We start from the raw sequence: 20,294 nt of genomic DNA on the forward strand, positions 1-20,294 counted from the left end.
CCGCTTCCGACGCCCGCCGTCGGCCACGCCCGGCCGGCGCGGGCGTCCGCCGATGCGACGACGGCCGTCCGCCTTCCGAGCGGACGGCCGTCATGGCGGAGCAGGGGGCCCGGGCGCCTACAGGGCCCGTGCGGTGCGGGGCAGCAGGGCGAAGGCGCCCAGATAGAGCAGGCCGGCGACCACCAGCAGCCCCTCGTAGCCGATGACGAGCGAGAGGTACTCCAGGCACCCGCCGAGGATGGCGCCCAGCAGGTTGGCGCCGAAGGCGACCGTGGCGTCGGAGGTGTCGGCGAACCGCTTGGCGAACACGACGTTGGCCGCGAAGATGGGCAGGAAGGCGACCACCACCGCGCAGACCACCCTCAGCGGCACCGGCAGCCCGAGCAGCCAGGAGTTCGGCACCAGCGCGGCCAGCACCAGGCCGCCGAGCAGGATGGCGTACATCACCGGCAGCGGCGGCGTGCGGAAGCGCCGCGTCACCTCCACCGCGGCCAGCACCGCCACGAGCACCCCGGCGAAGACGATGGCGTTGACCACCCAGGTGGTGCCGAAAAGCAGCGCGAACCCGGTGACGTTCTTGGTCTCCAGCAGCAGGAACGACACCCCGAGCAGGAACAGGTCGGCGTAGGGGCGCATCCTGCGGAACGGCCCGGCGACCGCGCGCACCGCGACGATGCTGACCAGCAGGATCAGGCCGAGCGCGATCAGGTAGATGGACGGGATGTCGCGCCCGTGCAGGTAGAGGAAGGGACGGTCGTCCACGGCCGGGGGCGGGGTGTCGGCCTTGGCGCCGGCCCATTCGGAGGCGCAGCGCTGGGCGTCCGCCGTGACGCCCGCGGTGATGACCGCCTGCTGCCCCGAGCCGACCTCGTCGACGCACGGCTTGTGGCCGAAGGCGGCCTGGGCGGTGGAGGCGAGCCGGTCGACCAGCCACTGTTCGCGGTAGTAGTTGTACATGGAGAACGCGCCGCCCGGCTTGAGGTGGTCGTGCGCGGCGCGCATGGCCTGCTGGGTGAACAGGTAGCTCTCCAGGCGCAGCGAGCTCGCGCCGGACACCAGGGTGAGCGAGTCGGGCAGGGCGAACAGGATGAGGTCGTACTTCTTGTCGGTGCGTTCGAGGTAGGCGCGGCCGTCGGTGATGTGGGTGGTGACACGCGGGTCCTGGTAGGGCCGGTCGGGGTGGTAGACGCCGCCCAGCTCTCTCAGCTTGGGGTCGATCTCGACCGCGTCGACGTGCTTGGCGCCCTTGGACAGCGCGATGGCCACGTCGGTCCCGCTGCCCGCGCCGACGATGAGCACGTCGTCGAGGTTCGCCGCCGACGCCGCGCGCTCGTAGGGCAGGGCGTACTGGCGCTCCCACTGCAGCCGGGCGGCGGCGGGGATGGCCTGCTGGTGCGGGATGCCGTTGACCGCGATGTCCATGATCGGCACATCGCCGAGGAAGTGCTGCTGGTAGGTGACCTTGTAGTACGGCGACCACAGCGCGCCCGCGGTGAAGGTCTCCACCGCCAGGGCCGCGATGACGACCAGGGAGGGGAAGGTGACCAACCCCAGGTAGCGGCCGATGGAGCGCGGCCGCAGCAGGACGCCGTAGGCGCAGGCGGCGATGATGCCCCAGGCGACCGGCGGCGCGCTCGCCAGCGACAACAGCGAGAACATGGCGATGCCGGTGAGGCTGCCGATCAGGTCGTAGCGGTAGGCCTCCAGCCGGGGCAGCTCGGGGAAGCACCGGCCGACCAGCTCGGCCGGCCCCATGAGCACCAGCGCCGCGGCGGCGAACACCACCGGCAGGATGGCCCAGGCGGGAGGGCCGCTGGTGGACAGGCTGGTGAAGTACAACACGCCTTCGGTCTGGCGGTCCACGGTGACCGGGAAGTAGAAGACGATCAGCACCAGCGCGGCCAGGACGACCGGCGAGTAGTAAGGCTGCCTCGTGGAGCGGCCGACGCGCAGGAAGCCCAGCCCGATGCCGAGGAACGAGCCGAGCAGCACGAAGTTGGTGAAGTAGCTGAGGTGGACGATGTTGGACCCCGTCCAGCGAATCAGCGCCAGTTCGAGGAACAGCATGAAGGCGCTGGCCACGATCAGTCGGGCACGGACGGGGATCCAGTGCTCTCCCGTCGCTCCGGAACCGGGACGGGATGGGGTATCTACCTCGGCGATCACGGGTCTCAAGGTAGTCAACCCCCGCCCTCCGCGAAAGCCTTACGCGCCACCGGACCGCCACCGGCCGCCGGCCCGTGCACCCGCACGGCGGCGGCGCAGCTCGCCGGCCCCGGCACGGCCCTCGGCCCGCACACCCGCCGAACGTTTCCCGTCCGCCCGCATCCGCGCGCCGCCGCGCGCTCGAAGCCCCGGCTCTCACGACTCCCGGATGGACGCGGTCGCGGCCGGGCGGGTCCGGCGGCGAGCCGGCCGGCGGGCGGGCCGACGCGACGGCGACCGGACGGCGGCGAGGCAGGGGCGAGGCGGCGGGGAGGCGGCGGGGAGGCGGCGGGGAGGCGGCGACCCGGGTGGCGGGCAGGCACGGCGCGGTGGGCGTGCCGAGAGGTGCCGCCGGGCGGTGGGCGGTGGCAAGGGGCGGGTGACGGAAATTGGTTCGGCGAATCACGGAGAATGCGGGGAGACACGGTATTTCTGCTGGTGGACGGGGGTGTCGTGGATACAGGAATGTGGTGGTGTCACGACTTGGCGATCTCAAGGTGGTGTCCTCATGCGGGTCCTGATCCAGCTCCGTCCCTCGCCCGACGTGGTCGCCGCCGTCGCGGCGCCCGACCTCACCGCCACCACCGCGGACGTCACCGACGGCCTCCCCGGGGTCGCGCTGGACCACTCCTTCACCCCCGTCGCCCTCCCCCGTGCCCGCCCCGCCTCCGCCGGCGGCGACCCGCTGTCGCTCCACCAGCCGCTGGTGTTCTCCCTGGCGCCGGAGGAGGCGTCGGTCCTGGTCCGGGGCGAGATCGCCGACGACGAGAGCTCGGCGCGCATGGCGCTGCTGCCCGGCCGCGGCCGCGACGTCGTGGGCGTCTACGCCGACCCGCTCATCGAGACCAGCCTCACCTGCGGCGGCAGCCCGCCCGTCGGCACCTGGCAGGACGTGGCCCGCCTGCTGCGGGTGCCCGAGCTGCACGCCGAGGGCTACGACGGCGCCGGCGTCGCGCTCGCCGTCTGCGACACCGGCGTCAACGCCGCCCACGTGCGCGACCACCTCGGCAAGGACGTCACGGTCGACCGCGGGCGCAGCTGGAACCCTTCCGGCGTCACCGGCGAGCCGGGCGGGTTCGCGGTGGACCACGGCACGATGTGCGCCTTCGACACGCTGATCGCCGCGCCGCGCGCCACGCTGGTCGACGTGCCGATCCTGCTGTCGCGGCGGCAGGGCGGCACGGTCATGGACGGCCTGCTGTCGGACGCGGTGGCGGCCTTCGCCCACCTGCGCGCGGTCCTGGACGCCCAGCCCGCCGACTCCCGCGCGCTGGTCGTCAGCAACAGCTGGGGCTCGTTCTCCCCGCTGTGGGACCTGCCGCCCGGGCAGCCGGGCAACTACTCCGACAACGCGGCCCACCCGTTCAACATCATCGTCGGCAGCCTGGAGCAGGCCGGGGCGGACATCCTGTTCGCGGCGGGCAACTGCGGCACCGAATGCAAGGACCGGCGGTGCGCCTATCCGGGCCGTCCCATCGTGGGCGCCAACTCCCATCCCCAGGTGCTGTCGGTCGGCGGGGTCGACACCAACGGCGAACGGGTGGGGTACTCCTCCCAGGGCCCGGGGCGGCTCAGCGACCGCAAGCCCGACGTCTGCGCGTACACGCACTTCGCCGGGTCCAAGGCGTTCGGCGACGACGTGCCCGACTCGGGCACCTCGGCAGCCTGCCCGGTCGCCGCGGGCCTGGTGGCCGCGATCCGCACGCGCTGGCCGGCCTCGCGCATCTCCCCGAGCCAGTTGCGCACCCTGCTGCACCGCACCGCCGAGGACCGCAGCACCGTGGGCTTCGACTACGACTACGGGTACGGCGTCGCCGACGCCGCGGCGCTGGTCGCGGCGCTGCGCCGCCGAGCGGAGCGTCACCGGCTGTGACGGGGCGGGGGCGGCGTGTACGGGCGGGGCGGGGACGCGTAGCGTGGGCCGCATGGTCCTGGTCACCGTGGAGCTGCCGCCGGCGGAGGCGACCCTCGAGGGAGCCATGCGCAGGCTCGGCCTGAGCGAGGAGGAGGTGGACACCGCCTACGGGCTGGTGCCGCTCGACCCGGGCCAGGGGCTGTACGCCGTGCGCGTCACCGAGCAGGCCGGCCATCGCGTCACCCCGCCCGGCGAGGGCCCCTTCGCCGACCCCCCGATCGAGCCCTACGGCCCACCACAGTGATCCCCCCTGCCCGCGTGCCGCCGGGGGCGTGAAGGCCCGCCGGCTTCAGCGCGCGAGGGGCAGGACCAGTGTGAACGCGGCGCCGTGACCGGGGGTGGTGCGCAGGGTGACCCGGCCGCCGTGCGCCGCCGCCATCGACTGCGCGATGGCGAGGCCGAGGCCCGCCCCACCGCCGCCCGATCTGCTCCGCGAAGCGTCCGCGCGGTAGAACCGGTCGAACGCCCGGGCGGCCTGTTCTGGGGTCAGGCCGGGCCCGTCGTCCTCGACCACCAGGACGGCCTCGGAGTCCACCGTCCCCACGCCGACGCGCACGCGGGTGCCTGCGGGCGTGTGCGCCACGACGTTGCCCACCAGATTGCTCACCACCTGGCGCAGGCGCGCCTCGTCGCCGAGCACCGGCGCCGAAGCGGGCGGGCCGCCGCCGGGGCCGGTCAGCTCGACCGGCCGGTCGCGGGCGAGCGCCCTCAGATCCAGGCGCGCGTCGGCGGCAAGGGTCCGCAGGTCCATCGGCGCCAGGTCGAGGGGGAGCGCATCCCCGCCATCGTCCAGCCGCGCGAGCAACAGCAGGTCGTCGACGAGGCGGGCCAGGCGGCCCGACTCGCTCTCGATGCGGGCCATCGCGAGCCCGACATCGCTCAGACCGCCCATGCGATACAGCTCGGAGAACCCTTTGATGCCGAACAGCGGGGTGCGCAACTCGTGGCCGACGTCGGCGACGAACCTCCGCAGCCGCGCCTCGGAGTCGGCCCGCGCGGCGAACGCCCGCTCGATCTGGGCGAGCATGCCGTTGAGCGAGGCTGAAAGGCGGCCGATCTCGGTGGCGGGCCCGGCCACGCGGGGAACCCGCCGGGCCAGGTCTCCCGAGGCGATGGCCGCCGCGGTGTCCTCGATGCGGCGCAGCGGGCGCAACCCCGCCGTGATCGCGAACCAGCCGCACAGCGTGAGCAGAACAAGCAGGACCGACCCGGCCCCCAGGAACGCAGCCCGCAGTCGCCCGACCGTGGTGGAGACGGCTTCGAGCGACGCCGCCACGACGACGCTGCCCCCGTCCCCCGGCGGCGCGGCGCCCCCGGGCGGCCGCACCGGCCGAGGCACGGCGACCACGCGCCATCGTCTCGTGCCTCCCAGGCCGCCCACCTCGAACGGACGCCGCCCGTGCCGGGCGACCGCCGCGGTGTCCAGAACCGGCAGAGCGGGCCCGCCGGCGACCGAGCCGCCCGGAACGCGGGTCTGGCTGCGGACCGTGCCGTCGGCGGCGAGGTCGGCGAGGTGGATCTCGGTGATCAGATCGAAGTTCGCGGCGAGCGCCCGCCCGCCCAGGGGACCGGACCCGTCCTGGTCACGGCCGGCGCCCGGGAGTCCCGCGGGCATCAGCGCGGCCAGGCCGCCGAGCGCGCGCAACTGCCGGTCGACGCGGTCCACGAGGTTCGCGCGCAGGAGGCCGATCACGATGGACCCGCCGAGCACGAGCCCCACCGCCAGCAGAACGCTGGTGATGAACAGCAGCCGTGCGCGCAACGACACCCGCCCGAGCCGGCCCGGCGCGCTCACAGGACCCCCGCCGCCGCGCGCCGGACGCGTGGGACGCGTGCCCGGCTCACCGGGGCTCACGGAGCACGTAGCCCACCCCGTGGATGGTGTGGATCAGCTTGGGCCCGGCGGAGTCGAGCTTGCGGCGCAGATAGCTGACGTAGGTGTCGACGATGCTCGCGTCTCCGGCGAAGTCGTATTGCCACACGTGGTCGAGGATGCGTGCCTTGGACACGACCCTCCCCGCGTTGACCGCCAGGTAGCACAGCAGCCGGAACTCGGTGGGCGACAGCCGCACGGGCCGCCCCGCCCGCGTGACATGATGCCCCTCCGGGTCGACTTCCAGGTCCCCGATGACCAGGGTGCCTGCGCCGGGCGAGCCGGTGCGTCTCAGGATCGCCCCGATACGCGCGATCAGCTCCTCCAGGTCGAACGGCTTGGTGACGTAGTCGTCCCCGCCGAGCGTCAGGCCGGTCACCTTGTCGGCCGGCGAGTCCCGGGCGGTGAGGAACAGGACGGGAACCGGCGGCCTGACCAGGTCGCGCAGCCGCCGCACGACCTCGAACCCATCCAGATCGGGCAACATCACATCGAGGAGCACCAGGTCGGGCGGCTGGTCACGCGCCGCGGCGAGGGCCTCGGCTCCGGTGGCGGCCGAGGTGACGGTGAAACCCGCGAAGCGCAGGGTCGCCGACAGCAACTCACGCACCGTCGGCTCGTCGTCCACGACCAGCAGCCGCTCTCCCCGCCGCCGGCGGACGCCCGGCCCCTGCCCATCCCGCTCCATCTCCGCCTCCTGTCTCGCGGACCGGCCACCGCACGGCCACCGCACGGCCACCGCACGGTCGCCCCTCGCCGTCCGCCCGTGGCGACGGGCGTCAGGCGTCGCGCCTCCGGAAGACGGCGGCGGCCACGAGCAGGGCGACGGCGACGTATCCGCAGAACACCGCGTACCCCGTCCAGGGTGACAGCAGGTCGAACCGGTCATGCACGCTCACCAGCCGCCCTCCCGCCGGTGTCGGCCAGTACTTGGTCACGAAGGACGCCAGCCATGCGGGGAAGACGGGGGCCATCGACGGCACCAGGGCGGCGATGACGACCAGGACGGCGAGCCCGCCGGAGGTGACCCGTACGAGGAACCCGATCGCCAGCCCGAACAGGCTCATCGTCGCCATGAGAAGGCCCGCGCCCACCATCGCCCGCGCTACGCCCGGCTGCCCGAGGTCGTAGACGGGCACCGCCCGCGCGGCCAGCACGGCCCTGCCGGTGAAGTAGACGGCCCACGCCGCCACCTCGCCGGCCACGAAGGCCATGGCCGCGCAGACCACCGCCTTGGCCGCCAGCAGGCGGCCCCGCCGCGGCGCCGCGACCAGAACGGCGGGCAGCGTCCTTGTGACGTACTCCACCGTGACGGTGCGCATGCCCAGGTATCCGACCAGCAACTGCATGAAGAAGAGCGCGCGGAAGGTCATGCCGAAAGGATCGAAGTCCCCACGCTCGGCCACCGTGGCCGTCGTGTACTCGCGGGCCCCCGCGCTCGCGAACAGGACGCCGAACAGCGCGCCGAACGCCACGACGGCGATCATGACGTACCAGGTGGACCGCATGGTGCGCGCCTTGGCCCACTCCGAGCGGAGCACGTCGCCGAACCTCTGCCGCTCGTGCACCGCACCGCCTGCGCGGGCCCTGCCCTGCCCCGGCCGTTCCCGCCGTTCGCTCACAACGCCCCTCCGTTCACCATGCGTCCCTGTGCCGTCCCTGCGCCGTCCGCTCACCGCGCCGCCCCGTCCGCCACGCCGTACTCCACGCTGTCGCGCGTCAGCTCCATGAACGCCTCCTCCAACGAGGTCCGCAGCGGCGTGAGCTCGTACAGGACCACACTCGCGGCCGCCGCGACCCGTCCGATCTCCTCGGCCGCCATACCGCTCACGACCAGGCCGTCTGAGGCTTCCCGCCGCACCTCCGCCCCGGACGCGCTCAACGTGCGGGCGAACTCCTCCGCGCCAGTAGTGCGGACGCGGACCTCGCCGGACTTCACGAACGCGTCGGCGGCGATGTCGGCGATCAGCCGGCCGCGCCCGACGACGACCAGGTGGTCGGCGGTGAGCGCCATCTCGGCCATCAGATGGCTGGAGACCAGGACCGTGCGCCCTTCGGCGGCCAGGTCGCGCATCAGCGTGCGGATCCACACGATGCCTTCGGGGTCGAGCCCGTTCACCGGCTCGTCGAAGACGAGCACCGCTGGGTCACCCAGCAGGGCGGCGGCGATCCCCAGCCGCTGGCTCATACCGAGAGAGAAGCCACCGGCCGCGCGTCGCGCCACCGGCGCCAGCCCGGTCAGCTGGAGCACCTCCTCGACACGTGTGCGGGATATCCGGTTGCTGAGTGCGAGGCACGTCAGATGGTCCCGGGCGGTCCTGCGTGAGTGCACGGCTCCGGCGTCGAGCAGAGCGCCGACCGCGCGCATCGGCGCCGGCAGGTCGGCGTAGCGGGCGCCCAGCACCCGAGTGTGGCCGCCGCTCGGCGCGTCGAGTCCCAAGATCATGCGCATCGTGGTCGTCTTGCCCGCCCCGTTCGGGCCGAGGAAGCCGGTCACCGCGCCCGGCCTGACGTCGAACGTCAGGTCGTCCACCGCCGTCACCCGGCCGAAGCGCTTGCTGAGTCCCCTTACCTCGATCATCGATCTCCCTTCGCGTGGCGGAACTCCTGGCGGGAAAGCCTGGGCCACCCGCCTGAGCGGCGCCGGGGAGGTCCTGGGAGATCTCTGTGAGTCGACGGGCCCGAACGGGCCGACCGCCCGTCCGCCATGTGCCGTTTCCCGCGCCGTCCATGACATGGTTCCCAGATCATTCCAAGAACCGGCGACGTGCCGGCCTTGCTGAGTGACGCGGACGGCGCCCCGGACGTGGGGCATCCGCGCAGACTCTAAGATCTTGCGCGACCGGTCCACCGACCCCTGGAGTGCTCGCCCCCATGCGTGAACGTGTCCGCCATGTCATCGAGTCGGCGTGGTTCCAGCGCGCGATCATCGTCGTGATCGTGGTCAACGCGGCGACCCTGGGGGTGGAGACCTCGCCGGAGGCGACGGCGGCGTACGGCTCGGTGCTGCACGTGGTGGACCACGCCGCGCTGTACGTGTTCGTCGCCGAGCTGCTGGCGAAGATGTACGTCTACCGGGCGCGGTTCGTGCTGGACCCGTGGAACCTGTTCGACACGGTGATCGTGGCCGTGTCGTTCCTGCCGACGGCGGGCGGGCTGTCGGTGCTGCGCGCGCTGCGCATCCTGCGCGCGCTGCGGCTGATCTCGGTGGTGCCGAGCCTGCGCCGCGTGGTGGCGGCACTGCTCACGGCGATCCCGGGGATGACCTCGATCGCCATGCTGCTCGGGCTGGTGCTTTATGTGGCCTCGGTGATGGGCACCAAGCTGTACGGCGCGACGGCGCCCGAGTACTTCGGCGACCTGCCGACGTCGCTGTTCACGCTGTTCCAGGTGATGACGGGGGACGGCTGGTCGGACATCAACCGGCGCGTCATGGAGCAGCACCCGTCGGCATGGGCGTTCTTCGTGGTGTTCGTGCTGATCTGCACCTTCGTCGTGCTGAACCTGTTCATCGCCGTGGTGGTGAGCGCGATGGAGGAGGAGCACCAGCGCGAGCGCGACGAGAGCCCCGCCCAGGCCCCGGACGAGGCGGTCCAGGGCATCGCCGGCCCCGTGGCCCGATCCCAGGACACGGAGGATGACGCCGTCGCGGGGGTGGCCGCCGAGCTGGCCGCGCTGCGCGCCGAGATCGCGGCGCTCCGCGCGGCCCTCCCCTCTCGCGAGGACGCCCCCACCCTGCGCTGACAGCGCACTCCTGACGCCGAGCGCCACGCCGGCCACTCCTGACGCCGAGCGCCACACCGGCCGGACCTGCGGTGAGCGCCACGTGGGCGCGTCGGCCCCGCGCCGAGCGGTGTCGCCGGCCGTGCCCTGCCGCGCGGCTCAGCGGGAGTAGTGCTCGACGACGAGTTGCTCGTCGACCGGGACGCGCACCTGCGCGCGTTCCGGCGTGGCGAGCAGCGTGAAGCGCAGTTGCCTCAGGTCGGTCTCCAGGTACGGCGCGGTGATCTCGTCGGCGTACACGCCCTCGGCGGCGGCCACGAACGGCTGCATGCCGCGCGACCTCTCGCGCACGGCGACGGTCTGGCCGGGCCGCACCAGATAGCTGGGAATGTCGACCTTGCGGCCGTCGACGGCGATGTGGCCGTGGGTGACGTACTGGCGGGCCGCGTAGATGGACGGGGCGAGGCCGGCCCGCAACACCAGGGAGGCCAGGCGGGACTCCAGCAGCGTCACCAGCTCGGCGCCCGAACGCCCGGGCCGGCGCAGCGCGAGGGCCCAGTACCTGCGCATCTGCCGCTCGGACACGTCGTAGTACCAGCGGAGCTTCTGCTTCTCCATCTGGCGCAGCCCGTAGTCACCGGCGGTGCGGCGGCTGGTCTTGCGGCCGTGCTCGCCGGGCGGGTAGGGCCGCTGTTCGAAATAGCGCACCGCCTTGCGGGTCAGGGGGACGCCCGTGCGGCGGGACAGGCGGACCTTGGGTCCGGTGTAGCGCATGTCGACCTCGCTGTGGTTAGGTAAGCCTTAGTTAGGTAAGCCTAACCATAGCCGAAGAGGCGGCGCCATCGCCGCCTCCCGCCCCGGCGCGTGACGCACCGCCAAGCGTCGTGCGCCGCCCCTGCGAACCGAGGAGCCGACGCCCATGCATGTGAAGGTGCCCCCGATTCCCGAGCGCGTCCGCGGTCTCGCCGGCGCCGCCGCGCCCACCCATGTGTCGCTGGACGGCTCGGCCGGGCCCGCCCGGGGATGCGTCGACGGCACGGGCCGGCCGCTGCTGCTGGTCAAGCCCGGCGAGGCCCTGCACGGCCTGCGCGCAGGGGACGACGCCGTGGTGACCGTGGACCTGTCCGCGACCCGGACCCTGGCCGGGGTCGAGTATCCGCGCGGCCTGCTGAAGGTGCAGGGATGGGCGCAGGCGGTGCCGCCCGAGGGCCTGCGGGAGGCCGCCGTGAGGGTGTCCGCCCGATGCCCGGACGAGGCGCTGTTCGCCGCCGTGGAAGGCGATCCGGCCGGCCCGCGCCTGTTCCGCGTCGACGTCGGCTACGTGATCTACCTGACCGGCCGGGAGTCGGGGATGCTGGACGCCGAGGAGTACCTGGCCGCAGGCCCCGGCCCGGTGCACGACGCGGCCGAGCGCATGCTCCGCCACGTGAACGAGGCGCACCGCGAGCAGCTCACGCGGGCCGTCCGGACGCTGACGGGCGAGCCGGTGCGCGAGCCGTGGCTGTGGGAGCTCGACCGCTACGGCGCGACGGTGCGCTCGGACTCCGTGGACACGACGTTCATCCGGATCCCCTGGCCGGCGCCGGTCGAAGGGGCGCATGAGCTGGAGCGGGCACTGAGCCTGCTGCTGTGCCCGCGCTGACCCCCTCGATGGCGGCGTCCACCGCCTCGGGCGCCAGTATGTGGTCGATGACCATGAGGGCGCAGCCGGTGATGCCCGCGCTCTGGCCGAGGCGGCTGCGCTCGATGCGCAGGCTGCGGGTGGACAGCGCCGTCGAGCGCCGGTAGACGACCTCGCGCACCCCCGACACCAGCGGCTGGAAGCGCTCGGCGACGTCGCCGCCGAGCACCACCACGGCCGGGTTGAGCAGGTTGACCGCGCTCGCGATGACCTCGCCGAGCAGCCGTCCCGCCCTGCGCACCACGGTCATCGTCTCGGCGTCCCCCGCGCGCACCAGCGCGACGACGTCCGACAGCGAGTCGACGTCGCGCCCGCTCGCCCGCAGGTCGCGCAGAATGGCCGTGCCGCTGGCCACCGAGTCGACGCAGTCGACGTTGCCGCACCGGCACAGCACTCCCCCGCCGTCGCGGACGGGGATGTGGCCGATCTCCCCCGCCGCGCCGAGCGCGCCGCGCAGGATCTCGCCGCCGGCGACCACCCCCGCGCCGATGCGGGTGGACACCTTGACGAACAGCAGGTCGGAGACCTCCGGCGCGTACGCCTCGCGGTACTCGCCCATCGCGATGACGTTGACGTCGTTGTCCACGAAGACCGGCACGGGGTAGCGGGCGGAGATGACCGGCGGGATCACCACGCCGGTCCAGCTCGCCATGACGCGGGCGCTCTCGGTGCGGCCGGCCGCGAACTCGACGGTGGCCGGGACGCCGAGGCCGACGCCCTTGACCGACGACATCGGGCGGCCTTCCAGCAGGTCGGCCCACACGTCCATCAGCAGGGGCAGCACCACGTCGGGGCCGCGCTCGACGTCGATCTCCAGATCGGTGCGGGCCAGCTCGCGGCCGGCCAGGTCGCACAGGGCGATCTGGGTGCGGCTGGCGCCGAGGGAGGCGACCAGGACGACGCCCCCGGTGGCGTTGAAGGCGAGCCGGGCCGGCGGGCGGCCTCCGGTGGACGGTCCGTCGGTGTGCTCCACCACCAGGCCGTGGTCGAGCAGCCCCGCGACCCGCAGTGCCACGGCGGGACGGGAGAGCCCGGTGATCCGCCCGATGTCGGCCCGGGTCACGGCCTCGCCGCTGCGGATGAGGTGGAGCACCTCACCGCCGCTGGCGAGCGTGGAAGCTGATCGTCGACCCACCGGGCAAGTCAATCACACCTCTTTTGTAATCCAAAATTCCTAAGTTCCTCATCTCAAATGGCAGAACTGTGGTTGTAGGAGACCAAAGATCGGGCTAGTGTCCGTTCTGTCCCGCCTTGGTCGATCTATGGAGCCGCTCCCGTGTCTGCTGATCCAGCACCCACGTCACCTGCCGTGCACCGCACCGTCCAAGAGGTCACCGAGCGGCTCGTCGAGCGCAGCGCCCGTACCCGAGCGGCCTATCTGCGCCGCGTCGCGGCCGCGGCCGAGGAGGCCTACGAGCGAGGCCCCGCCCGCGCCGGGCTCGGCTGCGCCAACCTCGCCCACGGCTTCGCCGCCTGCTCTCCCGGCGACAAGCTGGTCCTGCGCGGCGCCGAACGCCCCGGCGTCGCGATCGTCACCTCCTACAACGACATGCTCTCGGCGCACCAGCCGTTCGAGACCTACCCGCCGGTGCTCAAGGACGCCGTGCGGGAGGCGGGCGGGGTCGCCCAGGTCGCCGGCGGGGTCCCCGCGATGTGCGACGGCGTCACCCAGGGCCGCGCCGGCATGGAGCTGTCGCTCTACAGCCGCGAGGTCATCGCCATGTCCACGGCGATCGCGCTGTCGCACGACATGTTCGACTCCTCGCTGCTGCTCGGCGTCTGCGACAAGATCGTCCCGGGCCTGCTGATCGGCGCCCTGCACTTCGGGCACCTGCCCGCCATCTTCGTCCCCGCCGGGCCCATGCCGTCCGGCCTGCCGAACAAGGTCAAGGCGCGCGCCCGGCAGTCGTTCGCCGAAGGCAAGATCGGGCGCGGCGAGATGCTCGACGCCGAGGCCAAGTCCTACCACTCCCCCGGCACCTGCACCTTCTACGGCACCGCCAACTCCAACCAGGTGCTCATGGAGGTCATGGGCCTGCACCTGCCCGGCGCGACCTTCGTCAACCCCGGCACCGAACTGCGCGACGGCCTCACCCGCGCCGCGGCTCGGCGCGCCGTCGAGATCACCGCGCACGGCGAGGAGTACACCCCGGTCGCGCACGTGGTCGACGAGAAGGCGCTGGTCAACGCCGCCGTCGCGCTGCTGGCCACCGGCGGCTCCACCAACCACACCATGCACCTGGTCGCCATCGCCGCCGCGGCCGGCGTCGAACTGCTCTGGGACGACCTCGCCGCCCTGTCCCGCGTGGTCCCCCTGCTGACCCGCATGTACCCCAACGGGCAGGCCGATGTGAACCACTTCCACGCGGCGGGCGGCATGCAGGCCCTCATCGGCGACCTGCTGGACAACGGGCTGCTCCACCAGGACGTGCTCACCGTCGCCGGCCGCGGCCTCGGCCTGTACCGCAGCGGCGCGGAGCTCAAGGAGGGCCAGGTCGTCTGGGAAGAGCGCCCGTCGGTCAGCGCCGACCTCGACGTGCTGCGCCCGGCGGCCGAGCCGTTCTCCGCCGACGGCGGCATCCACATGGTCAGCGGGAACCTCGGCCGCGCCGTCAGCAAGGTCTCGGCGGTCAAGCCCGAGCACCTGGTGATCGAGGCGCCGGCGAAGGTGTTCGACGACCAGGCCGAACTGATGGCCGCCTTCCAGGAGGGCGCGCTGGACGGGCAGGACTTCGTCGCCGTCATCCGCTACCAGGGGCCGAGCGCCAATGGCATGCCCGAGCTGCACAAACTGACGCCACCGCTCGCGGTCCTGCTGGACCGGGGACAACGCGTCGCGCTGGTCACCGACGGCCGGATGTCCGGAGCGTCGGGCAAGGTGCCGGCCGCCATCCACCTGTCGCCCGAGGCGGCCGACGGCGGCCCGATCGCCCTGGTCCGCGACGGCGACCTGGTCCGGCTCGACTCGGCCGCCGGGACGCTCGACGTGCTGGTCCCCGCCGAGGAGCTGGCCGCCCGCACGCCGCAGGGCCGGCCTCTGCGGGACGACGAGTGGGTGGGCACCGGGCGCGAGCTGTTCGCCGCGTTCCGCCGCGCCGCCGCCCCCGCGGACCGCGGCGCCGGCATCTTCGCCATCAGCGGCGCCGAAGGCGCCGGCACCCCGCTCCCGGCCGGCGGCGCTCTCCGGACGGGTGCAGGGCACCCGGCGGGCGACGTGCTCGCGGCCGGTGACGCGACCGCGACGGGCGACGTGCTCGTGGCCGGCGGCGCGCTTCCGGCGGCCGGGAACGCCGCGGCTTCGGGGGCCGGCGGCGTTCCCGGCGGCCGGGAGGCGCGGGCATGAGCGCCGCGCCTACCCCCGGACACCCGTGGCTGGTCGCCGACATCGGCGGCACCAACGCCCGCTTCGGGCTCCTCACGCGGCCGGGCGGACGTCCCGGACGGATCGCGGTGCTCCCGGTGGCCGAGTTCGACGGCCTCGCGGCGGCGGTGGAGCACTACCTGACCCACCACGGCGGCGGCGTGCGGGCGGCCGCCGCGTCCCTCGCCATCGCCGGGCCGGTCCACGCCGACCGCTACCGGCTGACCAACGCCTCCTGGTCCGGCTCGGTCTCGGCCCTCGGCATCGCGCACGTGGAACTGCTCAACGACTTCGAGGCCCTCGCGCTGGCCCTGCCCCACCTGGGCGCGGGCGAGCTGGCCTCACTCGGCGGCCCCGAGCCCGCCCCGTACATGGTCAAGGCGGTGCTCGGCCCCGGCACCGGGCTGGGCGTCGCCGGACTGGTGCCCGCGCGCAGCGGCTGGGTGCCGGTTCCGGGCGAGGGCGGGCACGTCTCGGCGCCGGTCGTCACCGACCTGGAGTTCGAGATCGTCCGGGCGCTGCGCGCCGACGGCATGAGCTTCGTGGACGCCGAGCACCTGCTGTCCGGGCCCGGCCTCGTGCGCCTCCGCCACGGGCTCGCGCTCGTCGAGGGCACCCCCGTCGCCCCGCTTCCCGCCTCCGAGATCGTGGCCCGGCTGGACGACTCGCTGTGCGCGCGTACCGTTGAGGTGTTCTGCGGGCTCCTGGGAAGCTTCGCGGCCAACGTCGCCCTGACACTGGGAGCGCACGGCGGGGTGTACCTCGGGGGTGGGATCGTGCCGCGGATGGTGAACCGCATCAACGGCAGCGACTTCCGCCGCAGGTTCGAGGCCAACCTCGTCCTGTCGGGCTATCTCACCGGCATCGCGACCACCGCGATCGTGGCGGAGCAACCCGCCCTGACCGGCGCCGCCGCCTGGCTCGCCCAGCGGATGTCCGGCCTCGGCACCCCGGCCGCCCCCTCTTCTCCCCGGCCATCCCCGGCCGGCCCCGTGAACTCCCCCGCCCCGTCCCGGCCATCCGGCGCCGGCACCGCGGACGCCTCCGCACCGTCCCCGCCATCCTCGTCCGGCATCGCGGACGCCGCCTCGCAGGCGTCCCACGAAGCAAGGAGCACCGCCTCGTGAGCATCCTCGACCTCGCCCCCGTCGTCCCGGTCGTCGTGATCGACCGGGTGGAGACCGCGGTCCCTCTCGCGCGGGCGCTGGTGGCGGGCGGCCTCCCCGCCATCGAGGTCACTCTGCGCACCCCGTGCGCTCTGGAGGCGATCGCCCGGATCGCGGCGGAGGTCCCGGACGCCGTCATCGGCGCCGGCACCGTGCGGACGCCCGCCGACGTGACGGCGTCGGCCGAGGCGGGCGCGCGTTTCCTGGTGAGCCCCGGCGGCACGCCCGCCCTGCTGGAGGCGATGCTCGGCAGCGGCGTGCCGTTCCTGCCGGGCGCCTCCACCGCCTCGGAGGTCATGGCCCTGGCCGAGCGCGGCCTGACCGAGCTGAAGTTCTTCCCGGCGGTGCCCGCCGGCGGCATTCCCTACCTCAAGGCGCTCGCCGGGCCGCTCCCCGAGGTGCGCTTCTGCCCGACGGGCGGCATCCGGCCCGAGACCGCGGCCGAGTTCCTGGCGTTGCCGAACGTCGGCTGCGTCGGCGGCACCTGGCTGACCCCCGCCGACGCGCTGGCCACCGGCGACTACGCCCGCGTGGAGAAACTCGCCGCCGAGGCCGCCGCCCTCCGCCCCTGACCACGCACGTCCGGCGTGTACCGGCGTCCCGCCGAGAGGCCGGTGCGGCAGGCGCCGCGACGCCCACCGGCGGCCTGCCGGCGGCCGCGGCGAGGGTCGCGTGTCGCGCCGCTGGGTGCGCCGGCGGCGCGGGAGCGTGCGAAGCTGAAGAACGTCTCGTCCGCGTCCAGCCTCCCTCGGGCGGCGGGCGAGCGCCATGGAGGTCGTCGCGACCCGATGCGACGTTCATGGGAACTCCGCTCGCGGGCGCCTCACCCGGCGCCCGCGAGCACGCTCGGGGTGGTGCGTGACAAGCGCGCGGTCACGATCGTACATTTACGGACGTTCCGCTCGCTCTAGGAGGAATCTCCGTGACCACCCCCCGACGCCGCACAGCCGTCGCCTGCCTGGCCCTGGCCTCCGCCACCGCGCTACTCGCCCCTGGAACCGCCCACGCCGCCGCCGGCCCCTCGGCCACCGTCTTCTCTCCCAACCCCGTGCAGAGCTTGGGTGATGAGACCCTCACCGACGACAAGGACCGCGACAGCGCGGCCTTCGCCGCCGCCTACCGGACCGTGGCGCTCACCGACCTGGACGGCTCCGGCACGCTGACCGGACGCTACGTCCGCGTGAAAAGCGAGACCGGCAACGCGGCCAAGACCGTGAACGGCGCCTTCCCCGCCTGGCACCGCGACAGCGACCAGTTCGAGCAGGTGATGGGCTACTACTGGGTGACCACCGCGCAGAGGTACATCCAGTCGCTGGGCTTCGGCTCCACGCTGCGCCCGGTCAACCAGCGCCAGATCGAACTGCGGATCAACCAGTACGGCGGCGACAACTCCTTCTTCCGGGACGACAAGGCCGACATCACGCTCGGCAAGGGCGGCGTGGACGACGCCGAGGACGCCGAGGACGCCGAGGTGATCGTCCACGAGTACGGGCACTCGGTGCAGGACGGCCAGGTCACCGGGTTCGGCACGACCCTGGAGTCGGGCGCCATCGGCGAGGCGTTCGGCGACTACCTCGCTGTGGCGGTGACGAGCTGGAAGACCGGCACGCCGTCCAAGACGCCCGAGGCGTGCGTGGCGGACTGGGACTCGGTCTCCTACACCTCGGCCGCCCCCCACTGCCTGCGCCGCCTGGACGGCGCCAAGCACTACCCGCAGGACATGGCCGGCGAGGTGCACGCCGACGGGGAGATCTGGTCCTCCGCGCTGTACGCGATCAGGACCGCGCTCGGCGACACCCTCGCCGGCAAGGTCATTATCGACGCACAGTTCGACTTCACGAAGGACACGACCTTCCGCGCCGCCGCCGAGGCGACGGTAAGGTCCGCGCAGCGGCACGGCGGCACCGCCGCGGCCGACGCCACCCGCGCCGCGTTCACCGGCCGCGGCCTGCTCTGACCGGCCCGGTCATCGGCCCTGTTCCTCGCCCCGCCCGCCGCTCCGGTACACCCGGGGCCGGCGGCGGGGCTCGGACCCGCCTCGGCGGGAGGACGACGGCGAGGGCGCACCGGCTCCGGGAGGGACGGGCAGGAGCGGGCCGGATCAGGTCGACGACAGGGGACGGGTGACCTCCTCCAGGGACCTGCGCTCGGCGTTCACCGCGAGGAACCAGGCCACCGCTCCGGCCGCCACCATCAGCGCCGCGGCGAAGGAGTAGCCGTAGAACAGCCGGGCCGGGTCGAGGTGGGCGCGATCGCCGATGAGCGCGCCGAACACCGTGGGGCCGAGAGCGCCGAAGCCCTGGGCCACCGAGAAGAACAGCGCGATCGCCAGCGCCCTGATCTCCAGCGGGAACAGCTCGCTCACCGTCAGGTACCCCGAACTGGCCGCCGCCGACGCCACGAAGAAGATCACCGACCACAGGATCGTCTGCGTCGTCGCCGTCAGCGCCCCCTGCTTGAACAGCCACCCGGTGACCGCCAGCAGCAACCCCGAGAAGACGTAGGTGGAGGAGATCATCACCCGGCGGCCGAGGGTGTCGAAGAACCGTCCCAGCAGCAGCGGCCCCGCCAGGTTCCCCACCGCGAACGCGAACAGGTACTTGGAGGCGTCGTGCGGTGAGACGCCGTAGAAGGTGCTCAGCACCAGCACATAGGTGAAGAAGATCGCGTTGTAGAGGAACGACTGGCTGATCATCAGCGTCGCGCCGAGGATCGTCCGCCGGGGGTACTGCCGCAGGACCACCCGCAGGATCTCGCGGTAGGCCGGCGCGCCGTGCGGGCGGAAGTCCATCGCGCCGGCGGGGTCCACCGGGGGCACCGCGCCGCCGCTGCGACGCACGGCCTCCTCGATCTCCCCGGTCGCGCGCTCGGCCTCCTCCCCCCTGCCGTGCATGAGCAGCCACCGAGGGCTTTCGGGCAGGCGGCGGCGCAGCACCCAGATGGCGGCGCCGAGCGCCGGGCCGATGAGCAGCCCGATGCGCCAGCCGAGGTCGACGGGCAGCAGCGCGGGGTTCAGCAGCACGTACGTGCTCGCCGTTCCGAGCATCGCCCCGAGCCAGTACGTGCCGCTGACGGCCAGGTCGACCCGGCCCCGGTAGTAGGAGGGGATCAGTTCGTCGACGGCCGAGTGGATCGCCGAGTACTCCCCGCCGATGCCGGCGCCCGCCAGGAAGCGGAAGAACAGCAGGAACAGCAGGTTCGGCGAGAAGGCGGTGATGCCGTTCGCGACCAGGTACAGGCCCAGGGTCAAGATGAACAGCCTGCGCCTGCCGAAGCGGTCCGACAGCCGGCCGAATACCAGCGCGCCGATGACCTCGCCGATCAGGTAGACGGTGGCGGTGAAGCCGACCTGGACCGCCGACAGCCCGAGCGTGCGCCGGTCCTGCAGCACCGACCCGATCGCTCCCGCGATGGTGATCTCCATGCCGTCCAGGACCCAGGCGACGCCGAGGGCCGCGACCAGCCGCGTGTGGTACCCCGACCACGGCAGCCGGTCGAGCCGCGCCGGCACCAGACTGCGGACCACCCTCACCATGGTCACTCAGCGTAGCGACACCTCACCCATGGCGAGCCCTGTCAGGAGATGAACGTCGTCCAGTTCTCCGCGATGTGGAAGCCCATGCTCTCGTACAGCGGGACGCCCATCGTGCTGGAGTGCAGGAACGCGGTGCGCGCCCCGGTCGCGTACCCGTCGCGCAGCACCGCCGCGGTGGCGGCCCTGCCATGGCCGCGCCGCCGGTGCGCCGGGAGGACGGCGATGTTGAACACCGCCACGTGGTCGCCGAGGAAGACGCCGAACGAGGTGGCCACCGGCTCGCCCGCCTCCTCGGCGACGTAGGCGCGCATGGCGGGGTGGTCCAGGACGGACGGCAGGCACATCGGGGTGAACAGCGACGGCGGCCCCTCGTACCCGGCGGCCAGCATCGCCTGGTACAGCGCGCTTTCGTCCCCGCCGACCGGGCGCACCTTGGACGCGCCGTCCTCGGCGTCCGCCGCGTCGGCCTGCGACAGCGACTTGAGCATGAACGGCAGTGTGGACCGCCGCGCCAGCCCGTGAGCGGCGGCCGTGTCGGCGATGCGCGGGTCGAACCGCTCGCCGCGCACCTGGACGCTCCACGGCATCGACCGCAGTTCCGGAGACCCCGCGAAGGCCGCGATCTCGGCGGCGTCGGGCTCCCGGGCGCTGCTGAACACCCCGTTCAGCAGCGGCATCGCGGCGCCCGAGATCACCTGCGAGGTGCCGTGCGCACCGTCGCGGGAGAAGCCGCTCGGCTGCGCCCGCGCGAACATCTTCATCGCGTCCATCCACACGGCGGCCGCGGTGTCCTCGTTCTGCCTTGTTTGCACGTGAGAACCCTACGATGCCCTCT

At 73.3% G+C, this 20,294-nt stretch carries 17 protein-coding genes; 8 read left to right on the forward strand and 9 right to left on the reverse strand.

Annotation, left to right across the window (positions count from 1 at the left end):
• Window positions 1-117: 117 nt before the first annotated feature.
• Window positions 118-2,166, reverse strand: coding sequence for a spermidine synthase (locus ABZU32_RS20865; RefSeq protein ID WP_354924350.1), 2,049 nt, complete (start codon window positions 2,164-2,166; stop codon window positions 118-120).
• A 547-nt stretch (window positions 2,167-2,713) separates the two neighbouring features.
• Here ABZU32_RS20865 and ABZU32_RS20870 point away from each other — a divergent pair.
• Together ABZU32_RS20870 and ABZU32_RS20875 are read left to right on the forward strand one after the other, a co-directional pair.
• Window positions 2,714-4,078, forward strand: coding sequence for a S8 family serine peptidase (locus tag ABZU32_RS20870; RefSeq protein WP_354924352.1), 1,365 nt, complete (start codon window positions 2,714-2,716; stop codon window positions 4,076-4,078).
• Window positions 4,079-4,130: 52 nt separating this feature from the next.
• Window positions 4,131-4,364, forward strand: coding sequence for a hypothetical protein (locus tag ABZU32_RS20875; RefSeq protein WP_354924354.1), 234 nt, complete (start codon window positions 4,131-4,133; stop codon window positions 4,362-4,364).
• 45 nt (window positions 4,365-4,409) lie between these two features.
• On the opposite strand, the gene ABZU32_RS20880 is transcribed toward ABZU32_RS20875, so the two are convergent.
• From ABZU32_RS20880 to ABZU32_RS20895, 4 genes are all read right to left on the reverse strand, one after another.
• Entirely contained in the window at window positions 4,410-5,915 is a 1,506-nt protein-coding gene (locus ABZU32_RS20880; protein WP_354924356.1) for a HAMP domain-containing sensor histidine kinase, read from the reverse strand.
• 46 nt (window positions 5,916-5,961) lie between these two features.
• Window positions 5,962-6,681, reverse strand: a complete 720-nt coding sequence (locus ABZU32_RS20885) for a response regulator transcription factor (protein WP_354924358.1) — start codon at window positions 6,679-6,681, stop codon at window positions 5,962-5,964.
• 91 nt (window positions 6,682-6,772) lie between these two features.
• On the reverse strand, window positions 6,773-7,615 hold the full coding sequence (locus tag ABZU32_RS20890; protein ID WP_354924359.1) for a hypothetical protein: 843 nt from the start codon (window positions 7,613-7,615) through the stop codon (window positions 6,773-6,775).
• A gap of 50 nt (window positions 7,616-7,665) precedes the next feature.
• Window positions 7,666-8,574, reverse strand: coding sequence for an ATP-binding cassette domain-containing protein (locus ABZU32_RS20895; protein WP_354924361.1), 909 nt, complete (start codon window positions 8,572-8,574; stop codon window positions 7,666-7,668).
• A 293-nt stretch (window positions 8,575-8,867) separates the two neighbouring features.
• Between ABZU32_RS20895 and ABZU32_RS20900 the strand changes: the two genes are divergently transcribed.
• Entirely contained in the window at window positions 8,868-9,737 is an 870-nt protein-coding gene (locus ABZU32_RS20900; protein WP_354924363.1) for an ion transporter, read from the forward strand.
• A gap of 138 nt (window positions 9,738-9,875) precedes the next feature.
• Here the strand turns inward: ABZU32_RS20900 and rpsD are convergent, their stop codons facing one another.
• The gene (rpsD, locus tag ABZU32_RS20905) at window positions 9,876-10,490 is read right to left on the reverse strand and encodes a 30S ribosomal protein S4 (RefSeq protein ID WP_354924365.1); all 615 of its coding nucleotides are present in this window, start codon (window positions 10,488-10,490) and stop codon (window positions 9,876-9,878) included.
• Window positions 10,491-10,635: 145 nt separating this feature from the next.
• Here rpsD and ABZU32_RS20910 point away from each other — a divergent pair, with 145 nt between their 5' ends.
• Window positions 10,636-11,358, forward strand: coding sequence for a DUF2470 domain-containing protein (locus ABZU32_RS20910; RefSeq protein WP_354924367.1), 723 nt, complete (start codon window positions 10,636-10,638; stop codon window positions 11,356-11,358).
• Here ABZU32_RS20910 and ABZU32_RS20915 read toward each other — a convergent pair.
• Window positions 11,276-12,532, reverse strand: a complete 1,257-nt coding sequence (locus tag ABZU32_RS20915) for an ROK family transcriptional regulator (protein WP_354924369.1) — start codon at window positions 12,530-12,532, stop codon at window positions 11,276-11,278. The genes ABZU32_RS20910 and ABZU32_RS20915 overlap by 83 nt on opposite strands.
• 141 nt (window positions 12,533-12,673) lie before the next feature.
• On the opposite strand from ABZU32_RS20915, the gene edd reads away from it, so the two are divergent.
• From edd to ABZU32_RS20935, 4 genes are all read left to right on the forward strand, one after another.
• Entirely contained in the window at window positions 12,674-14,740 is a 2,067-nt protein-coding gene (gene edd / locus ABZU32_RS20920; protein WP_354924371.1) for a phosphogluconate dehydratase, read from the forward strand.
• On the forward strand, window positions 14,737-15,885 hold the full coding sequence (locus ABZU32_RS20925) for a glucokinase (RefSeq protein WP_354924373.1): 1,149 nt from the start codon (window positions 14,737-14,739) through the stop codon (window positions 15,883-15,885). The genes edd and ABZU32_RS20925 overlap by 4 nt, the downstream gene beginning before the upstream one ends.
• On the forward strand, window positions 15,882-16,496 hold the full coding sequence (eda, locus tag ABZU32_RS20930; protein WP_354836099.1) for a bifunctional 4-hydroxy-2-oxoglutarate aldolase/2-dehydro-3-deoxy-phosphogluconate aldolase: 615 nt from the start codon (window positions 15,882-15,884) through the stop codon (window positions 16,494-16,496). The genes ABZU32_RS20925 and eda overlap by 4 nt, the downstream gene beginning before the upstream one ends.
• Window positions 16,497-16,846: 350 nt before the next feature.
• Window positions 16,847-17,881, forward strand: a complete 1,035-nt coding sequence (locus tag ABZU32_RS20935) for a M36 family metallopeptidase (protein WP_354924375.1) — start codon at window positions 16,847-16,849, stop codon at window positions 17,879-17,881.
• Window positions 17,882-18,025: 144 nt separating this feature from the next.
• On the opposite strand, the gene ABZU32_RS20940 is transcribed toward ABZU32_RS20935, so the two are convergent.
• Together ABZU32_RS20940 and ABZU32_RS20945 are read right to left on the reverse strand one after the other, a co-directional pair.
• Window positions 18,026-19,459, reverse strand: a complete 1,434-nt coding sequence (locus ABZU32_RS20940) for an MFS transporter (RefSeq protein ID WP_354836101.1) — start codon at window positions 19,457-19,459, stop codon at window positions 18,026-18,028.
• A 41-nt stretch (window positions 19,460-19,500) separates the two neighbouring features.
• On the reverse strand, window positions 19,501-20,271 hold the full coding sequence (locus ABZU32_RS20945; protein WP_354924377.1) for a GNAT family N-acetyltransferase: 771 nt from the start codon (window positions 20,269-20,271) through the stop codon (window positions 19,501-19,503).
• Window positions 20,272-20,294: the final 23 nt, after the last annotated feature.

This window comes from Sphaerisporangium sp. NPDC005288 (assembly GCF_040607475.1).
Taxonomy (GTDB): domain Bacteria; phylum Actinomycetota; class Actinomycetes; order Streptosporangiales; family Streptosporangiaceae; genus Sphaerisporangium; species Sphaerisporangium rhizosphaerae.